We start from the raw sequence: 20,487 nt of genomic DNA, 5'->3' as shown, positions 1-20,487 counted from the left end.
CAAGAGCAAGCTCCTGCTTCACCGTTCGACTTGCATGTGTTAAGCACGCCGCCAGCGTTCATCCTGAGCCAGGATCAAACTCTCCGTAAAAGAAAAATACTGAACACACCGGAAAAAGGCGTGAGCAGCGAGTTTGAACTGACCAAAGAAATGAATCAAACTGACTTCATTTAAAATGCCAACCCCCGGAAGGGCTGGTCTTTGATCCAAAGGAATTCTCACCAGTCCGAAGACCGACGAGGATAATTTGGCATTTGACAAGTGCACGCTGTTGAGTTCTCAAGGATCGGATGCTCCCCCGACCCAGTCATCATAACCAGGCCCGAAGGGCAACTTCTCTATCTTATCTGTGCCGTTCAGCTTGTCAAATCGACACGCCGTAAGGCCCAGATTTCGAGATGTTATCGGAAGCGCTGATGCGCTTCGAGACAACTTCTCTATCTTACCCCGTGGCATCCGCTTGTCAAATCGGCGACTCGAGCGAACTCGACGCGATCTGTGGAACCACAGAGCATCCCGCTTCAGCGTCTCACCGAGGTGATCTTCTGAGTTGGGATGTGGTTTGCCACTTGAGGGGAGCTGAGCCTTGGCTCTGTCTCAACCCTGTGGGGCGAACAAGTAATAACTTACGCGGGATCTGAAGGTCGGGCAAATCACGGCAGCTCCCCGGGCGTGTCCGAGCGGACGTTGGAACGCTTCTCCCCAGGTCACGCCCATTTTCTTGCTCCGATCCGTTCGCTGAGGCGTACGATCGTGCCATGGATTCGCTCCCTACCAGCGCGGAGACTGGGGCATTCCCTCGGCGAGAAGTCCCTCTCCCTTCTCGTCTTGCGACCGGAGATCTGGCATGGGCCAGTGTCGCCGCGGTTCTGCACTGCGCCGGCATCAGTCGTGCTCCGCAGCCTGACCCCGATCGCATCGCGATGGCGTACCGCAGCGACCGGCTGTTCCGCATCGATGGTGAGCAGCCAACCGTGTGGTCGCCATTCTCCGGTTTCTGGCAGACGAAGAACGGCTGGGTACGCACCCATGGCAACTATCCGCATCATGCCCGCGCCCTCTGCCTCGGTCTTGACCTGACTGAGGGCGCGAGTGCCGATGATCTGCGATCGATGCTCGCTACGGCATCCGTTCAAGAATCCGTCGAACGCATCACCCGCGCAGGAGGCTTGGCCGTCGCTGTCGCCCGCGAGAATCCGCAGTACGACGCGGCACTGCGATCGCGACCCCTCGTCGAGATCCGTCGCATTGGCAACGAGGCACCGACAAGACCCAAGGCACCGTCAAGGCCCAGGGCGTCGAGATTAACCTCCGAAACAGCAGCTCAGGCAGCACCGCTGGTCGGCATCCGCGTTCTCGACCTCACGCGTGCCATTGCCGGCCCGGTCTGCACTCGCACTCTCGCTCTGCTGGGTGCCGATGTTCTGCGCATCGATCCTCCTCACATTCCGGAGCCGGAATGGCAGCACCTCGATACCGGCCACGGCAAGCGGACAACTCTTCTTGACGCACGATCCGAACAGATGACCGCACTGCTCGAGGAAGCGGATGTCGTTGTGCTCGGCTACCGCCCGGCAGGCCTTGCACGCCTCGGGCTCTCCCCCGGCCAACTCGGCGAGCGATATCCCGGGCTGATCATCGTGCAGTTGAGCGCGTGGGAGCTGGATCAACCAGACCGCGCGGGCTTCGACAGCCTCGTGCAAGCGGAATCCGGAATCGCCCTCATCGAATCGGCCGACGGTGAAGTTCCCGGCGCACTTCCTGCGCAGGCTCTCGATCACAGCGCCGGCTATCTACTGGCGTCCGCCGTGTGCGCAGTCGTAGATCAGCGCGTGCACGAAGGAGGAACGTGGCACATCACCACGTCATTGCGTCGCATCGCCGCCGAGCTGCTCGGCATGCCGAGGCGTGATGCCCCTGAACGAGAACGAGAGATCGACCCGGCCATGCACACTCAGAATTTCAGTGTTGATGGCCACGCGCTCATCACTGCTGCGCCGGTGCTGCCCGGGTTCAGCTTCGCGCCGCCCCGGCCGTGGGGCCGCGACGCGCCACAGTGGTGAGGATCACACACAGGGCGAGAGTGAGCATCGCCCAGAACCCACACGCTGGTGGCAGCACACGGTAAGCGAGGTGCCGGATCGTGAATTCCGCGGTGAAGGGCCCGAACACGACGTAGCCGATCGCCCATGATCCGATGAGAATGACGGGGAGCGAAATCCACCAGGCCACGCGCACCCAGTGGGGAAGCACCTGCCTCACCACGCCTCCAGGTTCGGTCCGACGTAACCAGAGCAGCGCCCAGATCGCGATGATCAACAGCCCGACGACACTCGAACCGTGCTGCAGCCATTTGAAACCCTGCAGCGGTCCCCACTCATCGGCGAGAACAGGGAGAAGTTCGCTGCCCAGCCGCTCCTCGTGCGTGAACATATCCCACACAATGTGCGAGAGCACTCCCAGCAGCACCGAAACTGCGAGCAGCAGTGGGTAGCTACGACGCTCCCCCATGCCGACGGCCCGCCGAACAGCATCCCATCCGCCGCTCGACCATTCCTCGGGCAGCCGTTCGGCAAGCCACGTCGGTGACAGCTCCGCAACAGCCGGCCGGAGCAATACCCGCCACACCAGGAAGAGTACGAGCGCGAGGAGCGCGGTCCATACGAGATTCGCGATGGTGTGCGTGAAGGTGTAGGTGACCCCCACGCCGCGCAGGAACAACGGCAGATCAGGGGTCATCGCCCCGATCGCGATGGCCGCCGGCACCAGCGGCGTACGCACAAAAGGAAGTGCGATGACCGCGTGGCTCGGGGTGAACGGCATGCTCTAGCTGAGAAAGACGCCTGCGAGTGTCTTCTTTCCGCGTCGCAGAACCGAGACACCGCCGGGAAGAGTTCCGGTAACGACGGCCGCCTCGTCCTCGATCTTCACGCCGTCGAGCGAGACACCACCCTGCTTGATCGCGCGGCGTGCCTCAGACAGGCTCGTCACCAAACCAGTGGCGACCAGTGCGTCCACGACGGGGCTTCCCGCTTCGACCATTGCGTGCGGGAGCTCATCCAGCGCACTGCGCAGAGTCGAGGCATCCAGCGCGGTCAGATCGCCCTGGCCGAACAACGCCTCCGATGCCGCGATGACAGCTGCCGTTGCGTCCGACCCGTGGACGGTCGCAACCACTTCAAGCGCAAGACGCTTCTGCGCGGCGCGGCGGAACGGCTCGCTCTCGACGAGCACCGCGTACTCCTCGATCTCTGCCTTCGTGAGGAACGTGAAGACTTTGAGACGCTCGATCACGTCGGCATCCGCGGTACTCAGCCAGAACTGGTACATCCGGTAGGGGCTGCACATCTCAGCATCCAGCCAGATCGCGTTGCCCTCGCTCTTACCGAACTTGGTTCCGTCACTGTTCGTGATCAGAGGTGTGCCGATCGCATGCGCCGATGTGCCTTCCACACGACGGATCAGATCGGTGCCACTGGTGAGGTTTCCCCACTGGTCGCTTCCCCCGGTCTGCAGCACGCAGCCGTACTGGCGGTACAGCTCCAGGAAATCCATGCCCTGCAGGATCTGGTAGCTGAACTCGGTGTAGCTGATGCCGGCATCGGAGTTCAGGCGCGCAGCGACAGCATCCTTCTTCAGCATCGTGCCAACACGGTAGTGCTTGCCGATCTCACGCAGGAAGTCGATCGCGCTCATCGGCGCGGTCCAGTCGAGGTTGTTGACGATGCGGGCGGCGTTATCGCCGTCGAAGCTCAAGTAGCGCTCGACCTGGGCGCGCAGACGCCCGACCCACTCGGCGACGGTCTCCGGCGTATTCAGAGTGCGCTCTGCCGTCGGCCGAGGATCACCGATGAGTCCGGTGGATCCGCCGACGAGGCCGAGCGGCTTGTGGCCGGCAAGCTGGATGCGACGCAGCGTCAGCAATTGCACGAGATTACCCAGGTGCAGGCTCGGCGCGGTCGGATCGAATCCGCAGTAATACGTGATCGGGTCCCCGCCGAGAAGGGCGCGTAGCGCCTCCTGGTCAGTGGACACGTGGATGAGGCCACGCCAGACGAGTTCGTCCCACACGTTCTCGAACGCGGGGTCGATCGCCACGGGGGCAGTCATCAGATCAGTATTGGACACGCGTTCCAGATTATCAGCGCGGGCGAAGCATCTCGGTCACCGCGGGTCGTCTTCGAGTTCGCGGATGTAGCCGGCGAATCCGGGCACCGGGATCGTCACCCGCCCGTGCCCCTCCGAATGGATCAAACCTTTCGCGATGAGTCGGGCGCGCACCGAGGAAAGGCTGCGCGAGCTCACCTCGAGCACATCCGCCAGATCGGCTCTGTCTACCTGGGCGTTCTTCTCCTGCAGCCACGCGACGGCGATGAGGAACCGTCGCTGATTCGGCGTCGTGTTCGCCCAGCGTGCGGCGAAGAGGTTGCGCAGATCACGATCGACACTCGTGCGCGCTTTCTTGACATCGTCCTGGGTGATCGTGCCGCCGGCATCCGGTCTTCCGGCGGCGATCCAAGCGGCATCGCCGTAGAGCTGCACGGCGTAGGGGTAGCCGGCAGCGAGCTGCGCGGCCAGTTCCAGAGCATCCGGTTCCCACTCGACCTGCAGTTCGCTTGCCGGATCACGCAGCGCTGCCACCTGCGCACCGACCGACAGCATCTCCAGCGGACGGTAGGCGAAGCGTTCGCTGAAGGTGACAGCATCCGCAATCTGCTCGGGCGCGTTGGGGAGGCCCGCCGCATGCACGGCCGCGGGAATACTCGGATGCTCCGCCTGCAGATGCTGCCAGGCGTAGGCCAGGGTTCGGATGCCGTCGGCATCAGCCGACTGCACCTCATCGATGAACAGGACGAGAGCCTTCACACGCTTGCGGTCCTCGGTAGTCGCGTGGATCAGCTTCTCGAGTGCGCGGGCACCGACACGGTCGGTGGTCGTCGAGGATTTGGTCTTCGCGCTGACCGATGCAATGCCGGGAACCCCGAGGGTGACGGTGAGCTCGTCAAGGTGTTCGCGGATCGTCTTGGCGGCGGCGTGCGGCCAGCTGCTCGTGGCTTCACGGATGCCCTCGATGATCTGTGCGATCAGGCCGTCTGGCTCCCCCGCTGTGATCCAGATGCACAGGACCTCGCGTTCCTCAGCGAGACGCTGATACGCGCGCAGCAGCGAGGTTTTACCGATACCGCGTTCCCCGAACGCCACGTGGATGCGTCCGATCAGTCGCTGCAGATCCACCATGAGCGAGAGGCGTTCGGTGAACTCCTCGATCAGCTCACCGCGCCCCGGAACTGCGCGGGCGATCTCACCGGGCGTATACGGGCTGGGTTGCACAAGAACCTCCGGGATACTTCTGGATACTTAGCGGCAAGTATCTCAATGTATCTGCACGGCGGCAAGAGCATCTTCCCGCTATGGTGACGAGCATGATCGCTTGGAACGAGGGGCGTTGGACCACCCCGCCCGCTGAAACTGCCACGCTCGACAACGGTGTACTGCAGGTCACTGCCGTCGAGGGAAGCGACGCTTGGCGCCATACCGCTTACGGTTTCGTGCACGACAGTGCCCACGCGTTGCTGGCGCCATTCGCCGTGGGAGACGCGATGGAGGTCACCTTTAACGCGGAGTGGACCGGCGAGTTCGATCAGGCCGGGGTGTTCGTGCAGATCGACGACGAGCACTGGATGAAGGCCGGGGTTGAGTTCGCCGATGGTCATCTCGGGCTCGGCGCCGTGGTCACGAACATCCGCTCGGATTGGTCGGTCGGCTACATAGATGAATGGCAGAGCGCCGAGATCACGGTGCGCGTCAGCCGCTGGAAAGATGCGCTGATTGTGCGTGCTCGGGCCGACGCCGGTCAGTGGCGGCTCGTGCGCGTGGCACCGTTCGACGGGGATGCCGTGGCATCCGCCGGTCCGTTCCTCGCAGCGCCCACCAACGCGGCACTCTCGGTGCGGTTTACCCGCTGGGAGCACAGCGCAGCGGACGCCACGCTGCACTGACCGCCGGTATTACAGTCCGAGCTGGTGTGCCGCTGCCTGAGTACGGGCGACGAGCTCGGCACGCTGCTCGGCCACACGCACGGGCGCGGTTCCGCCGGCACCAGTACGCGACGCCACGGAACCTTCGATGCTGAGCACCTCACGCACCTCAGGCTTCAGGTGCGGTGAGACCTGCGCGAGCAGGTCGTCGGTAGCATCCTCGAGGCCGATCCCCTGAGACTCGCATGCTTTGACCAGGGCACCGGAGATCTCGTGGGCGTCACGGAACGGAACCCGCTGCTTGACCAGCCACTCGGCGACGTCCGTCGCCAAGGAGAAGCCCTGCGGGGCAAGCTCTGCCATCCGCGCAGTGTCGAAGGTGAGTGTTGCGATCATGCCGGCGAAGGCGGGCAGGACGACCTCGAGTGTGTTCACCGAGTCGAAGACCGGCTCTTTGTCCTCCTGCAGGTCGCGGTTGTACGCGATCGGCAGGCCCTTGAGCGTCGCCATGAGGCCGGTCAGATTTCCGATCAGCCGGCCCGATTTGCCGCGCGCGAGCTCGGCAATATCAGGGTTCTTCTTCTGCGGCATGATGCTCGAGCCAGTCGAGTAACTGTCATCCAGCGTGACGAAACCGAACTCACGCGTGTTCCAGAGGATGATCTCCTCACTGAGCCGGGACAGGTCAACGCCGATCATCGCCGTGATGAAGGCGAACTCCGCCACGACATCGCGTGCAGCCGTGCCATCAAGCGAATTCTCCGCCGGGCGGTCAAGGCCCAGTTCACGCGCAACGAGTTCAGGATCGAGCCCCAGCGTGGAACCTGCCAACGCCCCACCGCCGTAGGGCGAGACTCCAGCGCGACGGCGCCAGTCGACGAGGCGCTCCAGCTCGCGCACCAGCGGCCAGGCGTGCGCCTGCAGGTGATGGGCGAGCAGCACCGGCTGCGCATGCTGCAGGTGCGTGCGGCCGGGGAGGATGGCGTCGGGATGAGCTTCGGCCTGCGCCACCAGGGCGTCGATGACTCGCAGGATGTCGCGGGCGATGACCTTGGCGTGGTCGATCAGGTACATCCGCACGAGTGTGGCGATCTGGTCGTTGCGGCTGCGTCCGGCGCGGAGTCGTCCGCCCAGTTCCGCGCCGAGCTCGGCGATCAGCGCCTGCTCGAGTGCGCCGTGCACGTCTTCGTCAGAAGGTGCGGGCACCAGAGTTCCGTCGGCGACCTTGCGTGCCACAGCGTCCAAGCCCGCATGCATCTGTTGCTCTTCGTCGGGTTCTAGATAGCCCGCTGCAGCGAGTGCCTTGGCATGCGCGTGAGATCCGGCGATGTCGTAGGGCGCAAGGATCCAGTCGAAGTGCGTCGAGCGGCTGAGTTCGACCAGCTCCGGTGCGGGTCCGCTTGCGAATCGTGCGCCCCACAGCGCGCCCTCGTTTGTACCGTCGTGCTTCGCCTCGCTCATTCCTCCAGCCTACCGGCGTGACGCTGACCCGCCGACGGAACGCGTCGAGCGGTCGAGCACCCATTCCAGTGGTCCACGGCCGATCAGTACTGCCCACACCGTCGCGCCCAGGAGCGTCACCCCGACGAACGGCCAGAAAGGTTCGAGCTCACGAAATCCGCCCAGATCGGATGTGTCGCCGAAGGCGATTGCGGCGATGATCGCCCAGGCCACCAACTGTGCGGAGTATGCCGTCAGCGGCATGGCTCCGGTCGCGCGCAGCGGGAGGGTGATCAGTTTCACCGCCGGTACCCGACACAACACCTGGCAGGCACCGATGACAGCGATGGCGAATCCGCCGGATCCGACGGCCTCCCACACCCCGGATGAATGCGGTGCGGCAGTCCATACCGCGTCCCAATACGGCCCCTCACCCGGTGCGGGCAGGAAAGCCAGGGCGTAACCGGCCCCGGACACCACCGCGCCTGTCACCAGCATCCGGATCTGCACTCTCTTGACCCTCAGGTCAGCGCGCGCTGCGCCGAGGCCGGCAAGGACGAAGGCGATCCAGAGGGTGAACGGGTAATTCCATCCGATCGCCAGTGCGACGTCGCCGCCCAGGTTCGAGGCCCAGAACGGGAGCTCGTTGAGCACCGGTTGCAGGAACGGCATGAGGATTCCGATGCCTGCAGCGGTGAACAGCAGCGCTCGAGCTGACATCGTGGTGAAGGGCAGCACCAGCACGAACAGGATCGCGTAGGCCGGCAAAATGACGTAGACGGGGACGCCGGTCACGATCAGCAGAATTCCGATCGCCAGCAGGATGCCGGCACGAATCGCGATCCTCGCCCTTGCGGCGCTCATGCGCTCCGGCGAGAGCGGTCGTCGACCGCCCGTGAGGATACCGATCGATACCCCGGCGAGAGTTGCGAACAGGATCGATGAGCGCCCGTTGACGATCGCCGTCCAGGTCGACGGCTCGTCCCACTCCGATACCTCGCCGGTCCACAGCAGATGAGCAGCCAGCATCCCGAGCACGGCAAGACCTCGGGCAAGATCGACGCCGGCCAAACGGCGCGGTCCGTTCAGTCGGTCAAGATTCAGATGCACGCGCCCCTTCGACCTCTGTCGAGGTACCCGGGAGCGCGTGCTCGGCATCGTGGATGCTCAGCTCTGACGCAGCAGCCAGACCAGGAGCGCCTTCTGCGCGTGCAGACGGTTCTCTGCCTCGTCCCAGATGACGCTCTGCGGGCCGTCGATGACTTCCGAGTCGACCTCGTAGCCACGATCTGCCGGCAGGCAGTGGATGAAGATCGCTTCCGGGTCGGCCAGACTCATCGTCTCGGGGACCACCTTGTAGCCGCCAAGGTCACGAATGCGCGCGAGCTTCTCCTCTTCCTTGCCCATCGACACCCAGGTGTCGGTGACGATGACGTCGGCTCCAGCCGCGGCCTCGTTCGGGTCGGCGAAGAGGGTGATCGATCCGCCGGTTTCCGCCGCGCGCCGGTGCGCATCGGCGATGACGTCTGCGCGCGGAGCATACGATTCCGGTGACGCGATGCGCACGTGCATCCCCGCAGTGACACCAGCCAGAGCGTAGGAGTGCGCCATGTTGCTCTCACCGTCGCCGAAGAAGGTCAGCGTCAATCCCTTGAGCGCTCCCTTGTGCTCACGGATCGTGAGCAGATCGGCCAGCAGCTGGCAGGGGTGGAAGTCATCCGACAGCGCGTTGACCACCGGCACTCGCGTGCCCTCGGCCATCTGCTCGAGTCCGGACTGCGCATATGTGCGCCAGACGATCGCCGCTACCTGACGCTCCAGCACGCGGGCCGTGTCAGACGGAGTCTCTTTGCCACCGAGCTGGCTGTTCGCGGTCGAGATGATCAGCGGCGATCCGCCGAGATCGGCGATTCCCACCGCGAACGACACGCGGGTGCGCGTGGACGATTTGTCGAAGATGACGGCGACAGTCTGCGGGCCCGCAAGCGACTTGTCGGCCCAGCGATCCTTCTTCAGCTCGACGGCGAGATCCAGGATCTCCGCCTGCTCTGCTGGGGTGAGATCGTCGTCGCGCAGCAGGTGACGGGTCATACGGATACCTTTCCGGATTCGGATGCTGCCAGGCTCGCCTGTACATCGGAGAGTGTGGCAGCGAACAGCGTGATGAATTCTTCGATCTCGGCGTCGCCGATGTTCAGCGCGGGGGCGAGACGGATCGTCTCAGGGTTGGCCGCGTTGATGATGAGCCCGCGCTCTTGAGCCGCCGAAACGATCGCACCGGCGATGGGCTGAGTCAGGACGACGCCGATCAGCAGACCGCGTCCGCGGGTGCTGTTGATGAGCGGGGAGTTCAGGTCTTCAATCCGTTCACGCAGTTGTGCACCGCGCACGGCAGCGTTCTCAACGAGGCCGGCGCTCTCGATCTCGGCGAGCACGGCGTTGGCCACGGCGGTTCCGAGTGGGTTTCCGCCAAAAGTTGAACCGTGCGAGCCCGGGGTGAACAGCGCGCTGGCCGAGCCGTAGGTGACCAGAGCGCCGATCGGGAATCCTCCGCCGATCCCCTTGGCCAGAGTGATGGCATCCGGGGTGATGCCTTCGTGGCTGAATCCGAACCAGGCTCCGGTGCGACCGGCTCCGGTCTGGATCTCATCGATGATCAGCAGCGCGCCATGCTTCAGCGTGAGTGAACGGGCGGCCTCGAGGTAGCCGGCCGGAAGTTCGACGACACCGGCTTCGCCCTGGATGGGCTCGACGATCACCGCTGCAACCCGGTCATCCATCGCTGCTTCGAGTGCTTCCAGCGTCGCGGGGATGTGCTCTACTCCCCCGGGCATCGGCTCGAACGGCACGCGGTATGCCTCTTTCGCAGTCAGCGCGAGGGATCCCATCGTGCGCCCATGGAAGCCGTTCTCCAGAGCCAGGATGCGCGGACGCTCGACGCCGCCATGCAGACGCGCCAACTTGAAGGCTGCTTCGTTAGCCTCGGCACCGGAGTTGGAGAAGTACACGCGACCGTCGATGCCTGCACCGGCGAGGCGCTTCAGGCGAGCGGCGAGTTCGAGCTGCGGCGGAGTCGCGAAATAGTTCGAGACGTGCGAGAGCGTGGCTGCCTGCTTCGAGATCGCCTCGACGAACACCGGATGGGAGTGGCCGAGAGATGTGACAGCGATACCGGCGAGGAAGTCCAGATAGCGTTTGTCGTCGCCATCCCAGAGGTACGAGCCCGCACCACGAGTGAGCAGCGCGAATCGGTCACCCGCGTTGAATACGAGATCACGTGCTGCGTCATCCTGCCAGACGGTCATGCCGTCACCCCCGAATTTCCCAAAACCACTTCAGTTCCAATTCCCTTGCTGGTGAATAGTTCCACGAGTACCGAGTGCGGCAATCGCCCGTCGATGATCGCCGCGGCGTCGACGCCGCCTTCGACGGCTTCCAAACATGCACGCATCTTCGGGATCATCCCCGATTCGAGCTTCGGCATCATCGCTTCGAGATCGGTCGACGTGATGTGCGAGACGAGCGAATCACGGTTAGGCCAATCCGCGTAGAGCCCGGCCACATCGGTGAGGATGACCAGCTTGGCCGCGTTCAATGCGACGGCTAGAGCGGATGCCGCGGCATCAGCATTCACGTTGAGCGACTGCCCCGGGTTGTCGAGGTCGGGGGCGATGCTGGAAATCACCGGGATACGACCGGCAGCCAGGTGGTCAAGGACAGCCGTGGGGTCGACCTGGACGACATCACCCACGCGGCCGAGGTCAACCGACTCGCCGTCAACGACGACGCTGCGCCGACGACCGCCGAAGAGACCGGCATCCTCACCGCTGAGTCCGGTGGCGATCGGGCCGTGCGAGTTGATCTTGGCGACCAACTGCGGATTCACCTGGCCGGTGAGCACCATGCGCACAACGCTGATCGCCTCCGTGTTCGTGACACGGTACCCGCCCTTGAACTCGCTCGGGATCGCGAGGCGATCGAGCATGTTCGAGATCTGGGGCCCGCCACCGTGCACCACGACCGGCTGCACGCCGACGTAACGGAGGTAGGCGATGTCCTGGGCGAATGCTTCCTGCAGTTCGTCCGAGACCATGGCGTTGCCGCCGTATTTGACGACTACGATCTGGTCGCGAAACTTCTTCAGCCACGGCAGTGACTCGATCAGTGTCGTCGCCTTATCGGCCGCGATGTCGGGTGTGGTGTCCTGAATATCGGTCATGAGGCGTACGCGCTGTTCTCGTGGACGTAGTCGTGCGTGAGGTCGTTGGTGCGGATCGTCGCTTCGGCATCACCCATCTGCAGGTCGATGAGCAGATCGGTGGCGCGCGGAGTGAGGTCGACGTCCTCGCGAGGCCGGTCGGGTGCCCCCTCGGAGCAGACGCGCACGCCGTTCATCCAGACATCGACGTTGTACGGGTCGAACTGCGCATTAGTCGTGCCGATCGCGGCGAGCACGCGGCCCCAGTTCGGGTCATTGCCGAAGATCGCGGCTTTGAAGAGGTTGTTGCGTGCGACCGAGCGGCCGACTTCCACGGCTTCCTGCTCGGTGGCAGCGTTCGTGACGCGGATCGTGATGTCGTGGCTTGCGCCCTCAGCATCACCCTGCAGCTTGATCGCGAGCTGATCGCTGAGCTCGATGAGGGCTGCGGTGAAGTCATCGAGGTCAGGACGGATGCCGCTGGCGCCGTTGGCCAGGAGCGTCACCTGGTCGTTCGTCGACATGCAGCCGTCGGAGTCGAGGCGGTCGAATGTCTGCCCGGTGGCCCGGCGAAGCGCTGTGTCAGCCTCGAGGGCTTCAAGGTCGGCGTCGGTGGTGATCACGACGAGCATGGTGGCAAGCCCAGGTGCGAGCATCCCCGCCCCCTTGGCCATGCCACCGATCGTCCAGCCGTCTCGCGAGACGACGGCGGTCTTCGCGACCGTATCGGTGGTCATGATGGCGTGTGCTGCCGCATCGCCGCCGTCGGCGCTGAGCTCGGCGATCGCCTGCTCGGTACCGGTGAGCACCTTGTCGCGGAACGCCTGGTCTCCCGTGCCGATGAGTCCGGTGGAGCAGACCAGAATGTCGCCGGCGCTGACGTCGAGGAGCTCTGCGGCTTTCTCTGCCGTCTGGTGGGTGGTCTGGAATCCAAAGCTGCCTGTGAAGCAGTTCGCGCCGCCGGAGTTCAACACGATCGCCTCAACGGTGCGGTCGAGGATGACCTGCTGCGACCAGATGATGGGGTTCGCTTTGGCCCGGTTGCTCGTGAAGACCGCCGCACCGATCTTGCGGGGCCCGCGGTTGACGACGACGGCGAGATCGGGCTTTCCTGTGGACTTGAGACCTACGGCGACGCCGGCTGCTTCAAATCCCTGGGGTGCGGTGACGCTCATGGTGCCACTCCGTTCACTGTGAGTGCGCGGTCTTCGGGAAGGCCCAGCGCGAGGTTCATGGATTGAATGGCGGCACCGGCGGTGCCCTTGACGAGGTTATCGACCGCGGTGACGACGGTGACGCGGCCTGCGGCACGGTCAATCGCCAGTCCCATCAGGGCGGTGTTGGCGCCGATGACATCGGCCGTGCGCGGGAACTGGCCCTCAGGAAGCACCTGGACGAACTTCTCGTCGCTATACGCGCTGTGCCATGCGGCCCGGATCTCATCGTCGCTGACGCCATCGATGATCCGTGCGGTGGAGGTGGCGAGGATCCCGCGTGCCATCGGCACGAGCACCGGAGTGAAGGAGATGCGGATGCCGTCAGGGTCTGCTCCGGATGCCGCGGCGAGCGCCTGGCGAATCTCGGGGATATGGCGGTGCGTGCCACCGACCGCGTAAGGGTTCGCGCTGCCGAGGATCTCGCTGGCGAGGAGGTTCGTCTTGAGGCTCTTTCCCGCGCCCGACGGCCCGACAGCAAGGACGGTGACGATGTCGCTGGGGTCGATGACACCGGCGGCAACGCCCGGTGCGAGGCTCAGGCTCACGGTGGAGGCGTTGCACCCCGGAGCGGCGATGCGCTTCGCGCCGCGCAGAATTTCGCGCTGCTTACTATCGCCCACGAGCAGCTCTGGAACTCCGTACTCCCACGGCTCATGGAAATCGCCGCCATAGAACGCGTCCCAGGATTCCTGCGACGTCAGACGGTGGTCAGCGCCGGCGTCGATGATCAGCGCAACATCGTCAAGGGCATCCGTGTACTGACCGGACTGTCCATGTGGAAGCGCCAAGAAGACGATGTCGTGCCCAGCAAGGATGTCTGGGGTGGTGTCCTGCAACGTCAGGTGTGCGAGCGAACGCAGGTGTGGTTGATGCTGGATCAGTGGCTGGCCGGCGTTGGAGTGCGCGGTCACAGTACGGATCTCGATGTCGGGGTGACTTGCGAGCAGGCGCAGGATCTCGCCGCCCGCATAGCCGGATGCGCCGGAGACGGCGACGGTATACGTCATGGTTCTACCTTAACGGTCGGTGGCTCTTCGACAGAGCTGTGGACGGGGCCGAAGGCGGCGACACCGGTGCTCGACCCGCTGAACCGACAGATCGGCGTGCGGGGAACGCGGGGGTCGCCTACAGTCGGCGGCCGCCCAGACGGCTGCGGCGTCGGCGCACGGCAATGACGCTCGGAGCGAGCGTCAGAGAGGCGGATGCGGCCGAAGGCATGTGGCGAGAATAGACCCGCGGCCGCAACATCCGCAAATCAACGCTGTGTCAGCGTGCCTCGGTCGGCGCGGCGAAGAACGCCCTAGCGGAGCGTGAATCGCGCGAGACCCAGCGCTACTGGTCGAGATCGAAAGCGAGTGATACCGCGGTGGCGAGCTGTGATTCCTGCGACTCGGTCAGGAAACCTATCGTGCGTCCGAGAGCGGATGTCGGAATCGTCACGGTATTGTCGAGCGCGATTGCGCACTCATGATCGAGACCGTTCTCACGCCCCACCGGTACCTCGCTGCTGAGGCCTTTCACTGTCGAAGTGATGGGCGCGACCGTCACCTTCGTCATCGCTGCACGAACTGCTTCACGGGTGAGCACAACCACCGGTCGAGTCTTGTCGAGACGCGCGAGGCAGATCTCTCGCATCAGTCGCGCTCGATCTGGAAATGGCCAGTCGCCCAGTCGACAAGGCCGTCAAGATCATCGTCCGCACCCTTGGCTCGAAGAACTGAGGCGTCACGCTCTGCCGCACGGCGCCTCAACTCGCGCTGAATCGCGACAGACACCAGCTCTGTGCGATTGGCGACGTCGCCCGCAGCCACAAGAGCATCCATCTGGGAGACGGTGTCGTCTGGCAACCGAACTGCGATTTGCGTGCTCATGCGATGATTCTACCCTTGTGCATCCCATTCTGGTATGCACCGATGTTCGCCGCAGCCACTACCGCTGATTCTGCAGGAACAACAGGATCGCGCGCACCCGACGGTTCTCATCCGCCGGGCTCAGGCCCAACCCGGCGAAGATGTTGCCGACGTGCTTACGCACTGCCGCGTCGCTGAGAAACAGCTGCGCCGCGATCTCACTGTTCGAGGCGCCCTCTGCCATGAGGGCGAGCACTTCTCGCTCGCGCGGCGTGAGCGCGTCCAGCGGTCCCGACGATCCTGTCCGCAGCAGGTGTCGGGTGACCTCGGGGTCGATGACCGTGCCCCCGTCGGCCACGGTCCTCATCGCACGATCGAAGTCCGCGACGCGGTTCACTCTTTCCTTCAGCACGTAACCCACCGCACCTTCGGAGAGCATGAGCAACTCCCGGGCATAACGGTTCGCAACATACTGCGACAGCACGAGGATGGGCTGCGCCGGATGTGCGGCTCTGATCTGCAGCGCCGCACGTAGGCCGTCATCTGTGCCGTCAGGCGGCATCCGCACGTCGGTGATGACGAGTTCGGGCCGGGTGTCGAGCGCCGCGTAAGTGTGCAGCAGCTCCGGAGCGTCAGACGCCGTCGCCACGATCTCGTGTCCAAGCCGCTCCAGCAGCGCGCTCAACGCTTCCCGCAGCAGCGTCGCGTCATCGGCGAGGAGGATTCGCATCCGCTCCCCCGTTCCGGTCACTCGTGTCTGCGAAGTCCGCGACGGGAAGATCCATGCGCAGCACCGTCGGGCCACCCACGGGACTGGTCAGCGTCAGTGCGCCTCCGAGGGACTCCGCTCGTCCTGCCAGTCCGGATATCCCGGTCCCCCCTGCTGCATCCGCACCGCCGTGACCATCGTCCGTCACCGAGACATACGCGATCCCGCCGTCGAGGCCGAGCTCGACAGCGACCCGTGACGCGACCGTGTGCTTGGCGGCGTTGGTCAGCGCTTCCGACACCAGGAAGTACCCCGCGGCCTCGGCTGCGGGCGACAGCCGAGGAAATCCGTTGTCCGTGATCTGCAGCGGCAGGGCACTGCGCCCAGCCAGCTCTTCGAGCGCGCTCAGAAGCCCGTGGTCGGTGAGCACCGCCGGATGGATGCCGCGCACGGTCTCTCGCAGTCTCGCCAGCGCGCGCTCGGTCTGATTTTGTGCGGTGCGCAGCGCCCGCTGTGCAGCATCCACGTCGCGAGAGGCAAGTTCCAATTCGAGCAAGCCGAGGCGCGCAGCGATGCCGACGAGTTCCTGCTGAACGCCGTCATGGAGGTCACGCTCGATGCGCCGACGCTCGACCTCATGCGCCGTGACGATGGCCGCCCGAGACCGAGTGAGCTGTTCGACACGGCGGTCGATCTCCTCCGCACGAGGTGCGATGAGCCAGCCGATCACACTCGCATGCAACGCGGCGAGCGCAGCATTGGCATACGCCATGATCAGCATGATCAGCGGCAACCACGGCAGCGGATGCCACCAGCTCTCCGCGCCGACTGAGATCCAGACATCCTCGAACAGGTTCACCTCAGCGGGCGGACGGCTGTAGCCCAATACCGCGAGCGCGATCGGCATCGCGACGGCGACGAGCTGCAGGATCAATAGCGCCAGCGCGAGCGCTCCGATCACGAGACCTGCCAGCAACGCCGCGGTCTCCCGCCAGGTGGCGGGCTCCGTGAGCCGGACGTTCAGCCAGTTGTGACGTTCTTCGCGGGGAATGCGCACATGGCCGCTGGTGCGGCGCGGTGCGCCCAGCATCCGCAGGCGACGTCTTTCGAGAGCAGCGAGAAGGATCGCCCACAGCGGCAGAGCGATCACCGTCAAGGCCACCACGGGCAGCGTGATCAGGAACAGAGCCGACGTGAGAACCACGTGCACGAGCGCCAACCACGGCCAGCGCGAGATGACGAAGCGCCAGGGCGGCAGCATGAGCCCCTGCCAGATCGTCGATGCGCGCATGCGTTCAGCCTATGCATCCGCACAGCCCGTCGACCGCGAAACCGCCTGAAGGTAGCGCCAGGTCTACCCTCGTCCGCGTCCCCAGGCTGGTGTGCACATGCCGTAACCGGAATGGACTGGATGCATGACACAGACTTCCCCGCCGATACCCGCTGCTCCCGCTCTGCGCGCCCGCGGCGTGACCAAAAGTTTTACTGTGCGCGGCGGGCACTCCACCCCGGTGCTGCGGGGTATCGACGTCGATCTCGCACCGGGTGAGATGTTGAGCATCGTCGGGCCCAGCGGATCGGGAAAGTCGACGCTGCTGTACTGCTTGGCGGGGCTCGAGCGCATCGACAGCGGTGAGATCACGGTCGTCGGGGAACGGATCGACAACGCCTCACCAGCGCGTTTGGCGCGGATGCGCCGCAACCGGATCGGCTTCGTCTTCCAGAGCTATAACCTCATCGCTTCCCTCTCCGTGCGTGAGAACGTGGCATTGCCCGCACGATTAGCACGTCGACGAACACCGGATGTGCAGGCCGCGCTGGCCGCTGTCGGGTTGGCGGATCACGGCAGGAAGCTGCCCGGGGCACTGTCGGGCGGTCAGCAGCAGCGAGTTGCCATCGCACGCGTGCTCGCCGCACAACCGGATGTCGTTTTCGCCGATGAGCCCACCGGAGCTTTGGACACGGCGACGGGCGTGCAGGTACTGGATCTCCTGCGCGAGCACGCGAGCGGTGATCGCAGCGTCGTGCTGGTGACGCATGATCTGGATGCCGCGGCTCGCGCCGACCGCACCCTCATACTGCGCGACGGCGTGATCGTGGCGCAGTTGGTTCAGGCCACGGCGTCAGAGATCCTGTCCGTGATGCAGGCGCCAATCGGCGCAGCCGATGTCGCTGGGGTCGTCGCGTGACCCGGTTGCTGTGGGCGGAGCTGCGACGCGGATGGGCAAGTTGGGCAGGGCTCATCGCCGTGACAACCATCAGCGCGCTGACGTTCTCAGTGGCCATCGCGATGTTGGAGCGCGGACAGCGCGAAGGCGGAGAGATTCTCGAGGCATCGACAAGCTTCCTGTCGGTGCTGCTCATATTCAACATCCCCGGCGGCGCGATCGTGATCGCTGCGATCGCACGCCTCGCTGTCGATCTGCATCGCCCGGTGTACGCGCGCTGGCAGCTGAGCGGTGTCGGGCCCGCACAGACATCGACCGTTGTCCTCGTGCAGCTGGCGTGCATGGGTGTCATCGGCGGAGTTCTTGGTTACGCTGCATCGATTGCGATCGTTCCCGCGTTCCTGAACGCCGTTTTCGCCCAGGACACCGGCTGGTGGGCCGATGCCACGATCACCCCGGGAACCTTCACTGCCTGCATCGTCATCCCACTCACAGTGATCGTCACGCTCCTGGGCGGATTGCGCGCAGCGGTGTCCGCCGGGCGCACACCCCCGCTCGCGGCACTGCGCGATCCTGAACCGCAGGCGAAGCGGATGCGGTGGTGGCGATGGGTGCTGTTTCTCATCGTGCTCTTCGCTGCAGGAGCCGGAGTGATCGCGCCGCTTCGGGCTGAGGCACGCAGTACCGTGATCTCGCAGTTTCCGCTGCTGCCTGCGTTTTTGATGATGATCGTCGCTGCAGCAGGCCCTGTGCTGTACCCGCTCGTGCTGCGGGGCTGGACCGCCGTCGTCCCCGCGCGCGCCTCGACATCGTGGTATCTCGCTCGCCATCAGGCCCGTTACCACCTGAGTCGCAGCACCGCATCGATCACCCCGCTGTTCGTCGGCGCTTCGCTGCTGGGCGGTCTCATGACGATGTCTGCCACGACGAACGCCGCCATGGATGCCGCCAGCCTCGGCGGAAACTTTGATCTGGACATCATGCAGGTGATGCTGCTGGTCGGCGGACCGGTGCTACTCGGAACAGTCGACGCGGCCGTGGTGATCTTCATGAGCAACCGCACTCAGGGCGCCGAGCAAGCACTGCTGCGGGCGAGCGGGGCGACCGAGCGCACAGTACTCGCGTCAGCACTGTGGCAGGGCGTCATCCATGTGGTGACCGCGTGTCTGCTCGCCGGTCTCGTCCTCGTCGGCACCGCTGTTGTGGCGGCCACCGCGCTGGCTCGGTTCATCCCCGCAATTCCCGTGGTCGATGTCGGTGCCGCATCGCTGTTGGCTGCGCTCGGTCTGGTGCTCACGGCATCCGCCACGGTGTTGCCTGGGCTTGTGCGCCTCAGGGAACCCGTCGCGCGCCAGCTGGCCGCGGCGTGATACTGCCATGTAGCGGCTCTGTCCGTTATCTCGCGTCGAGTACCGCGACGATGGGGCGATGATCGGCGCCCGCCTCGTCCAGTGATGTGACGACTTGGACTCCCCGAACGGTCCACGCGGCTCCAAACAGCACGTGATCGATCGGTGCTGCGAGCCAGGCCGGCGCGGACGTTGGCCAGGTGCCTATCGCTCCGGAGCCGGCCATTACCGCCGCGTCCTGGCAGTCGCCGACGAGCGCATCTCCGGTACCTAATCCGGACAGATGGTCGACAGTCGCGTTGAGGTCGCCCGCGACGATCACCTCGGGAGCGTCGCATTGCGCGGCGATCCACTGCAGCCCTGATCGCCATTCATCCATGCTCTCGGGAAGTGGAGGCGACGGGTGAGCTGCGACGATCGTCGGCCCGGTTCCGTCCACGGAACGCCACACGGCGCTCGGTAACCCGGGCGTCGAGCCCGCCGACGTGTCGACTCGATAGTCGCCGAGGTCATCGTGGATGAGCACGGATGTAGGGATCCACGAATCGCCAGTTTCGCCGTACGTGGTCGCGGCCTTCATCTGGTGTCCGTCTTTCGCCACCAGCCGCGCCACTTCCGACGCTGCGAGATCATCCATCTCGGGCAAGCTCACGATGTCTGCCTCGGTCGCCAGTATGAGTCGCGCGACGCTCTTCGGGGATGCAGCGCCACCCTGGGTATTCCACGCGATGACGGTCAGATCACCGTCCGGAATCGCGGCCTCGAACCCACGGGAGAGCAAGATACCGCCATTGGCGACTGATGCCAGACCGAGAACGATTGCGACTCCCGCGGCGATTCCGCACTGTCGTCTGAACACATCGACCGTTGCGACAAGAACAGCTCCGATCCCGAGAAGCAGTGCGAGCGGCGCACGGAATGCGATGAGCTGCGCCACGGGGAGCGACGTCTGCATCCCGAAAGCCTGCGGCCACGCAAGAAACACGGCGACGGGGGCGCCGACCAGCAGAGTCACACCGAGGCGGAGGGGGCGTATCCGGCGTGGCCTTTCGCCTCTGGACGCTGTGCGACGCTTCATGGGAGGTATTGGCTGCACGCGTTCCTCACGTCGACGCCCGCGTCGACATAAGCGACAGCGTCAGCGGAACTCACCGGGTTGTCAGTCGTACTGCCTTCGGCCGCAACTGCCAGCGCGTCAGACCAGTCCGCCACCGCATTGCCCAGCGACGTCGCAGCGATCTTGACGTCTCCCTCGGCGTCAATGCTTCTGGCGTCATCTGCGAGCTGATCAAGCTGAGCTGATGCCTCAGTCGATTCGCCCACGAGCAGGTCAAGTTCACCCTGGATGTTCAGCAGGTCCCGACAGGCGTCAGTGTTGTTCGAAGTCCCACTGCACCCGGTCATCGTGAGCGCCAGAACCACGACGACGAGTATCGAGCTCGTGCGATTCCTCATCTTGGCACTTTACCTCGGTCATCAGGCGCGACATCGGCTTGCGGAACCTCGACCAGACAGGAGCGCCGGCATCCCTCACGGAACACCGGCGCTCATCATCTCAACCCGAGAGTCATTCCAAAA

At 64.6% G+C, this 20,487-nt stretch carries 20 protein-coding genes and 1 rRNA gene; 4 read left to right on the top strand and 17 right to left on the bottom strand.

What is annotated here, in order from left to right; all coding sequences use genetic code 11:
* A 16S ribosomal RNA gene (locus ACSS7Z_RS12760) occupies nucleotides 1–90 on the bottom strand; the annotation flags it as partial.
* Between the two features lie 668 nt (nucleotides 91–758).
* On the opposite strand from ACSS7Z_RS12760, the gene ACSS7Z_RS12755 reads away from it, so the two are divergent.
* Nucleotides 759–2,063: a CoA transferase gene (locus ACSS7Z_RS12755; protein ID WP_438255228.1), complete on the top strand. Its 1,305-nt coding sequence runs from the start codon at nucleotides 759–761 to the stop codon at nucleotides 2,061–2,063.
* On the opposite strand, the gene ACSS7Z_RS12750 is transcribed toward ACSS7Z_RS12755, so the two are convergent.
* Genes ACSS7Z_RS12750 through ACSS7Z_RS12740 form a run of 3 tightly spaced genes read right to left on the bottom strand, consistent with a single transcriptional unit; the run spans nucleotide 2,014 to nucleotide 5,331 of the window.
* Nucleotides 2,014–2,823, bottom strand: a complete 810-nt coding sequence (locus tag ACSS7Z_RS12750; RefSeq protein WP_438255227.1) for a DUF4184 family protein — start codon at nucleotides 2,821–2,823, stop codon at nucleotides 2,014–2,016. The genes ACSS7Z_RS12755 and ACSS7Z_RS12750 overlap by 50 nt on opposite strands.
* Before the next feature lie 3 nt (nucleotides 2,824–2,826).
* Nucleotides 2,827–4,110, bottom strand: a complete 1,284-nt coding sequence (gene tyrS / locus ACSS7Z_RS12745) for a tyrosine--tRNA ligase (protein WP_438255225.1) — start codon at nucleotides 4,108–4,110, stop codon at nucleotides 2,827–2,829.
* 54 nt (nucleotides 4,111–4,164) lie between these two features.
* Nucleotides 4,165–5,331 (bottom strand): ATP-binding protein, encoded by a 1,167-nt coding sequence (locus tag ACSS7Z_RS12740; protein ID WP_438255223.1) that lies wholly within the window; start codon nucleotides 5,329–5,331, stop codon nucleotides 4,165–4,167.
* A 92-nt stretch (nucleotides 5,332–5,423) separates the two neighbouring features.
* Between ACSS7Z_RS12740 and ACSS7Z_RS12735 the strand changes: the two genes are divergently transcribed.
* Nucleotides 5,424–5,999 carry a DUF1349 domain-containing protein gene (locus ACSS7Z_RS12735; RefSeq protein WP_438255221.1) on the top strand — a complete coding sequence of 192 codons (576 nt, stop codon included), beginning with the start codon at nucleotides 5,424–5,426 and terminating at the stop codon, nucleotides 5,997–5,999.
* Nucleotides 6,000–6,008: 9 nt separating this feature from the next.
* Here ACSS7Z_RS12735 and argH read toward each other — a convergent pair whose 3' ends face one another.
* From argH to ACSS7Z_RS12680, 11 genes are all read right to left on the bottom strand, one after another.
* Nucleotides 6,009–7,439, bottom strand: a complete 1,431-nt coding sequence (argH, locus tag ACSS7Z_RS12730) for an argininosuccinate lyase (protein WP_438255220.1) — start codon at nucleotides 7,437–7,439, stop codon at nucleotides 6,009–6,011.
* A gap of 9 nt (nucleotides 7,440–7,448) precedes the next feature.
* Complete coding sequence (locus ACSS7Z_RS12725) at nucleotides 7,449–8,528, bottom strand: heparan-alpha-glucosaminide N-acetyltransferase domain-containing protein (protein WP_438255218.1); 1,080 nt, start codon at nucleotides 8,526–8,528, stop codon at nucleotides 7,449–7,451.
* Nucleotides 8,529–8,585: 57 nt separating this feature from the next.
* Entirely contained in the window at nucleotides 8,586–9,509 is a 924-nt protein-coding gene (gene argF, locus ACSS7Z_RS12720; protein ID WP_438255217.1) for an ornithine carbamoyltransferase, read from the bottom strand.
* Nucleotides 9,506–10,723 (bottom strand): acetylornithine transaminase, encoded by a 1,218-nt coding sequence (locus tag ACSS7Z_RS12715; RefSeq protein WP_438255215.1) that lies wholly within the window; start codon nucleotides 10,721–10,723, stop codon nucleotides 9,506–9,508. The genes argF and ACSS7Z_RS12715 overlap by 4 nt, the downstream gene beginning before the upstream one ends.
* Nucleotides 10,720–11,637, bottom strand: a complete 918-nt coding sequence (gene argB, locus ACSS7Z_RS12710) for an acetylglutamate kinase (protein ID WP_438255214.1) — start codon at nucleotides 11,635–11,637, stop codon at nucleotides 10,720–10,722. The genes ACSS7Z_RS12715 and argB overlap by 4 nt, the downstream gene beginning before the upstream one ends.
* The gene (gene argJ / locus ACSS7Z_RS12705; RefSeq protein ID WP_438255212.1) at nucleotides 11,634–12,791 is read right to left on the bottom strand and encodes a bifunctional glutamate N-acetyltransferase/amino-acid acetyltransferase ArgJ; all 1,158 of its coding nucleotides are present in this window, start codon (nucleotides 12,789–12,791) and stop codon (nucleotides 11,634–11,636) included. The genes argB and argJ overlap by 4 nt, the downstream gene beginning before the upstream one ends.
* A complete protein-coding gene (argC, locus tag ACSS7Z_RS12700) occupies nucleotides 12,788–13,840 on the bottom strand; it encodes an N-acetyl-gamma-glutamyl-phosphate reductase (RefSeq protein ID WP_438255211.1) in 1,053 nt (350 codons plus the stop codon). Before argC ends, argJ begins: the two co-directional genes overlap by 4 nt.
* 325 nt (nucleotides 13,841–14,165) lie before the next feature.
* Nucleotides 14,166–14,468 (bottom strand): type II toxin-antitoxin system PemK/MazF family toxin, encoded by a 303-nt coding sequence (locus ACSS7Z_RS12695; protein ID WP_438255209.1) that lies wholly within the window; start codon nucleotides 14,466–14,468, stop codon nucleotides 14,166–14,168.
* Nucleotides 14,468–14,704, bottom strand: a complete 237-nt coding sequence (locus ACSS7Z_RS12690) for a ribbon-helix-helix domain-containing protein (protein ID WP_438255207.1) — start codon at nucleotides 14,702–14,704, stop codon at nucleotides 14,468–14,470. The genes ACSS7Z_RS12695 and ACSS7Z_RS12690 overlap by 1 nt, the downstream gene beginning before the upstream one ends.
* Before the next feature lie 58 nt (nucleotides 14,705–14,762).
* Entirely contained in the window at nucleotides 14,763–15,413 is a 651-nt protein-coding gene (locus ACSS7Z_RS12685; protein WP_438255205.1) for a response regulator, read from the bottom strand.
* A complete protein-coding gene (locus ACSS7Z_RS12680) occupies nucleotides 15,391–16,683 on the bottom strand; it encodes a sensor histidine kinase (RefSeq protein ID WP_438255204.1) in 1,293 nt (430 codons plus the stop codon). The genes ACSS7Z_RS12685 and ACSS7Z_RS12680 overlap by 23 nt, the downstream gene beginning before the upstream one ends.
* 124 nt (nucleotides 16,684–16,807) lie before the next feature.
* Between ACSS7Z_RS12680 and ACSS7Z_RS12675 the strand changes: the two genes are divergently transcribed.
* Entirely contained in the window at nucleotides 16,808–17,581 is a 774-nt protein-coding gene (locus ACSS7Z_RS12675; RefSeq protein ID WP_438255203.1) for an ABC transporter ATP-binding protein, read from the top strand.
* The gene (locus tag ACSS7Z_RS12670) at nucleotides 17,578–18,930 is read left to right on the top strand and encodes an ABC transporter permease family protein (protein ID WP_438255201.1); all 1,353 of its coding nucleotides are present in this window, start codon (nucleotides 17,578–17,580) and stop codon (nucleotides 18,928–18,930) included. The genes ACSS7Z_RS12675 and ACSS7Z_RS12670 overlap by 4 nt, the downstream gene beginning before the upstream one ends.
* Before the next feature lie 25 nt (nucleotides 18,931–18,955).
* Here ACSS7Z_RS12670 and ACSS7Z_RS12665 read toward each other — a convergent pair whose 3' ends face one another.
* Nucleotides 18,956–19,864, bottom strand: a complete 909-nt coding sequence (locus tag ACSS7Z_RS12665) for an endonuclease/exonuclease/phosphatase family protein (RefSeq protein WP_438255200.1) — start codon at nucleotides 19,862–19,864, stop codon at nucleotides 18,956–18,958.
* A gap of 119 nt (nucleotides 19,865–19,983) precedes the next feature.
* Complete coding sequence (locus tag ACSS7Z_RS12660; RefSeq protein ID WP_438255198.1) at nucleotides 19,984–20,364, bottom strand: hypothetical protein; 381 nt, start codon at nucleotides 20,362–20,364, stop codon at nucleotides 19,984–19,986.
* Nucleotides 20,365–20,487 lie beyond the last annotated feature (123 nt).

The sequence above is a fragment of the Microbacterium wangyouchuni genome, assembly GCF_051546305.1.
In the GTDB taxonomy this organism is placed as follows: Bacteria; Actinomycetota; Actinomycetes; order Actinomycetales; family Microbacteriaceae; genus Microbacterium.
This window is presented reverse-complemented; position numbering and strand designations above follow the sequence as displayed.

Coding starts and splice junctions, on each gene's coding strand:
- ACSS7Z_RS12755 (WP_438255228.1), top strand. CDS start 759: ATGGATTCGCTCCCTACCAGCGCGGAGACTGGGGCATTCCCTCGGCGA.
- ACSS7Z_RS12750 (WP_438255227.1), bottom strand. CDS start 2,823: ATGCCGTTCACCCCGAGCCACGCGGTCATCGCACTTCCTTTTGTGCGT.
- tyrS (WP_438255225.1), bottom strand. CDS start 4,110: ATGACTGCCCCCGTGGCGATCGACCCCGCGTTCGAGAACGTGTGGGAC.
- ACSS7Z_RS12735 (WP_438255221.1), top strand. CDS start 5,424: ATGATCGCTTGGAACGAGGGGCGTTGGACCACCCCGCCCGCTGAAACT.
- argH (WP_438255220.1), bottom strand. CDS start 7,439: ATGAGCGAGGCGAAGCACGACGGTACAAACGAGGGCGCGCTGTGGGGC.
- argF (WP_438255217.1), bottom strand. CDS start 9,509: ATGACCCGTCACCTGCTGCGCGACGACGATCTCACCCCAGCAGAGCAG.
- ACSS7Z_RS12715 (WP_438255215.1), bottom strand. CDS start 10,723: ATGACCGTCTGGCAGGATGACGCAGCACGTGATCTCGTATTCAACGCG.
- argB (WP_438255214.1), bottom strand. CDS start 11,637: ATGACCGATATTCAGGACACCACACCCGACATCGCGGCCGATAAGGCG.
- argJ (WP_438255212.1), bottom strand. CDS start 12,791: ATGAGCGTCACCGCACCCCAGGGATTTGAAGCAGCCGGCGTCGCCGTA.
- argC (WP_438255211.1), bottom strand. CDS start 13,840: ATGACGTATACCGTCGCCGTCTCCGGCGCATCCGGCTATGCGGGCGGC.
- ACSS7Z_RS12695 (WP_438255209.1), bottom strand. CDS start 14,468: ATGCGAGAGATCTGCCTCGCGCGTCTCGACAAGACTCGACCGGTGGTT.
- ACSS7Z_RS12690 (WP_438255207.1), bottom strand. CDS start 14,704: ATGAGCACGCAAATCGCAGTTCGGTTGCCAGACGACACCGTCTCCCAG.
- ACSS7Z_RS12685 (WP_438255205.1), bottom strand. CDS start 15,413: ATGCGAATCCTCCTCGCCGATGACGCGACGCTGCTGCGGGAAGCGTTG.
- ACSS7Z_RS12680 (WP_438255204.1), bottom strand. CDS start 16,683: ATGCGCGCATCGACGATCTGGCAGGGGCTCATGCTGCCGCCCTGGCGC.
- ACSS7Z_RS12675 (WP_438255203.1), top strand. CDS start 16,808: ATGACACAGACTTCCCCGCCGATACCCGCTGCTCCCGCTCTGCGCGCC.
- ACSS7Z_RS12665 (WP_438255200.1), bottom strand. CDS start 19,864: ATGCAGACGTCGCTCCCCGTGGCGCAGCTCATCGCATTCCGTGCGCCG.
- ACSS7Z_RS12660 (WP_438255198.1), bottom strand. CDS start 20,364: ATGAGGAATCGCACGAGCTCGATACTCGTCGTCGTGGTTCTGGCGCTC.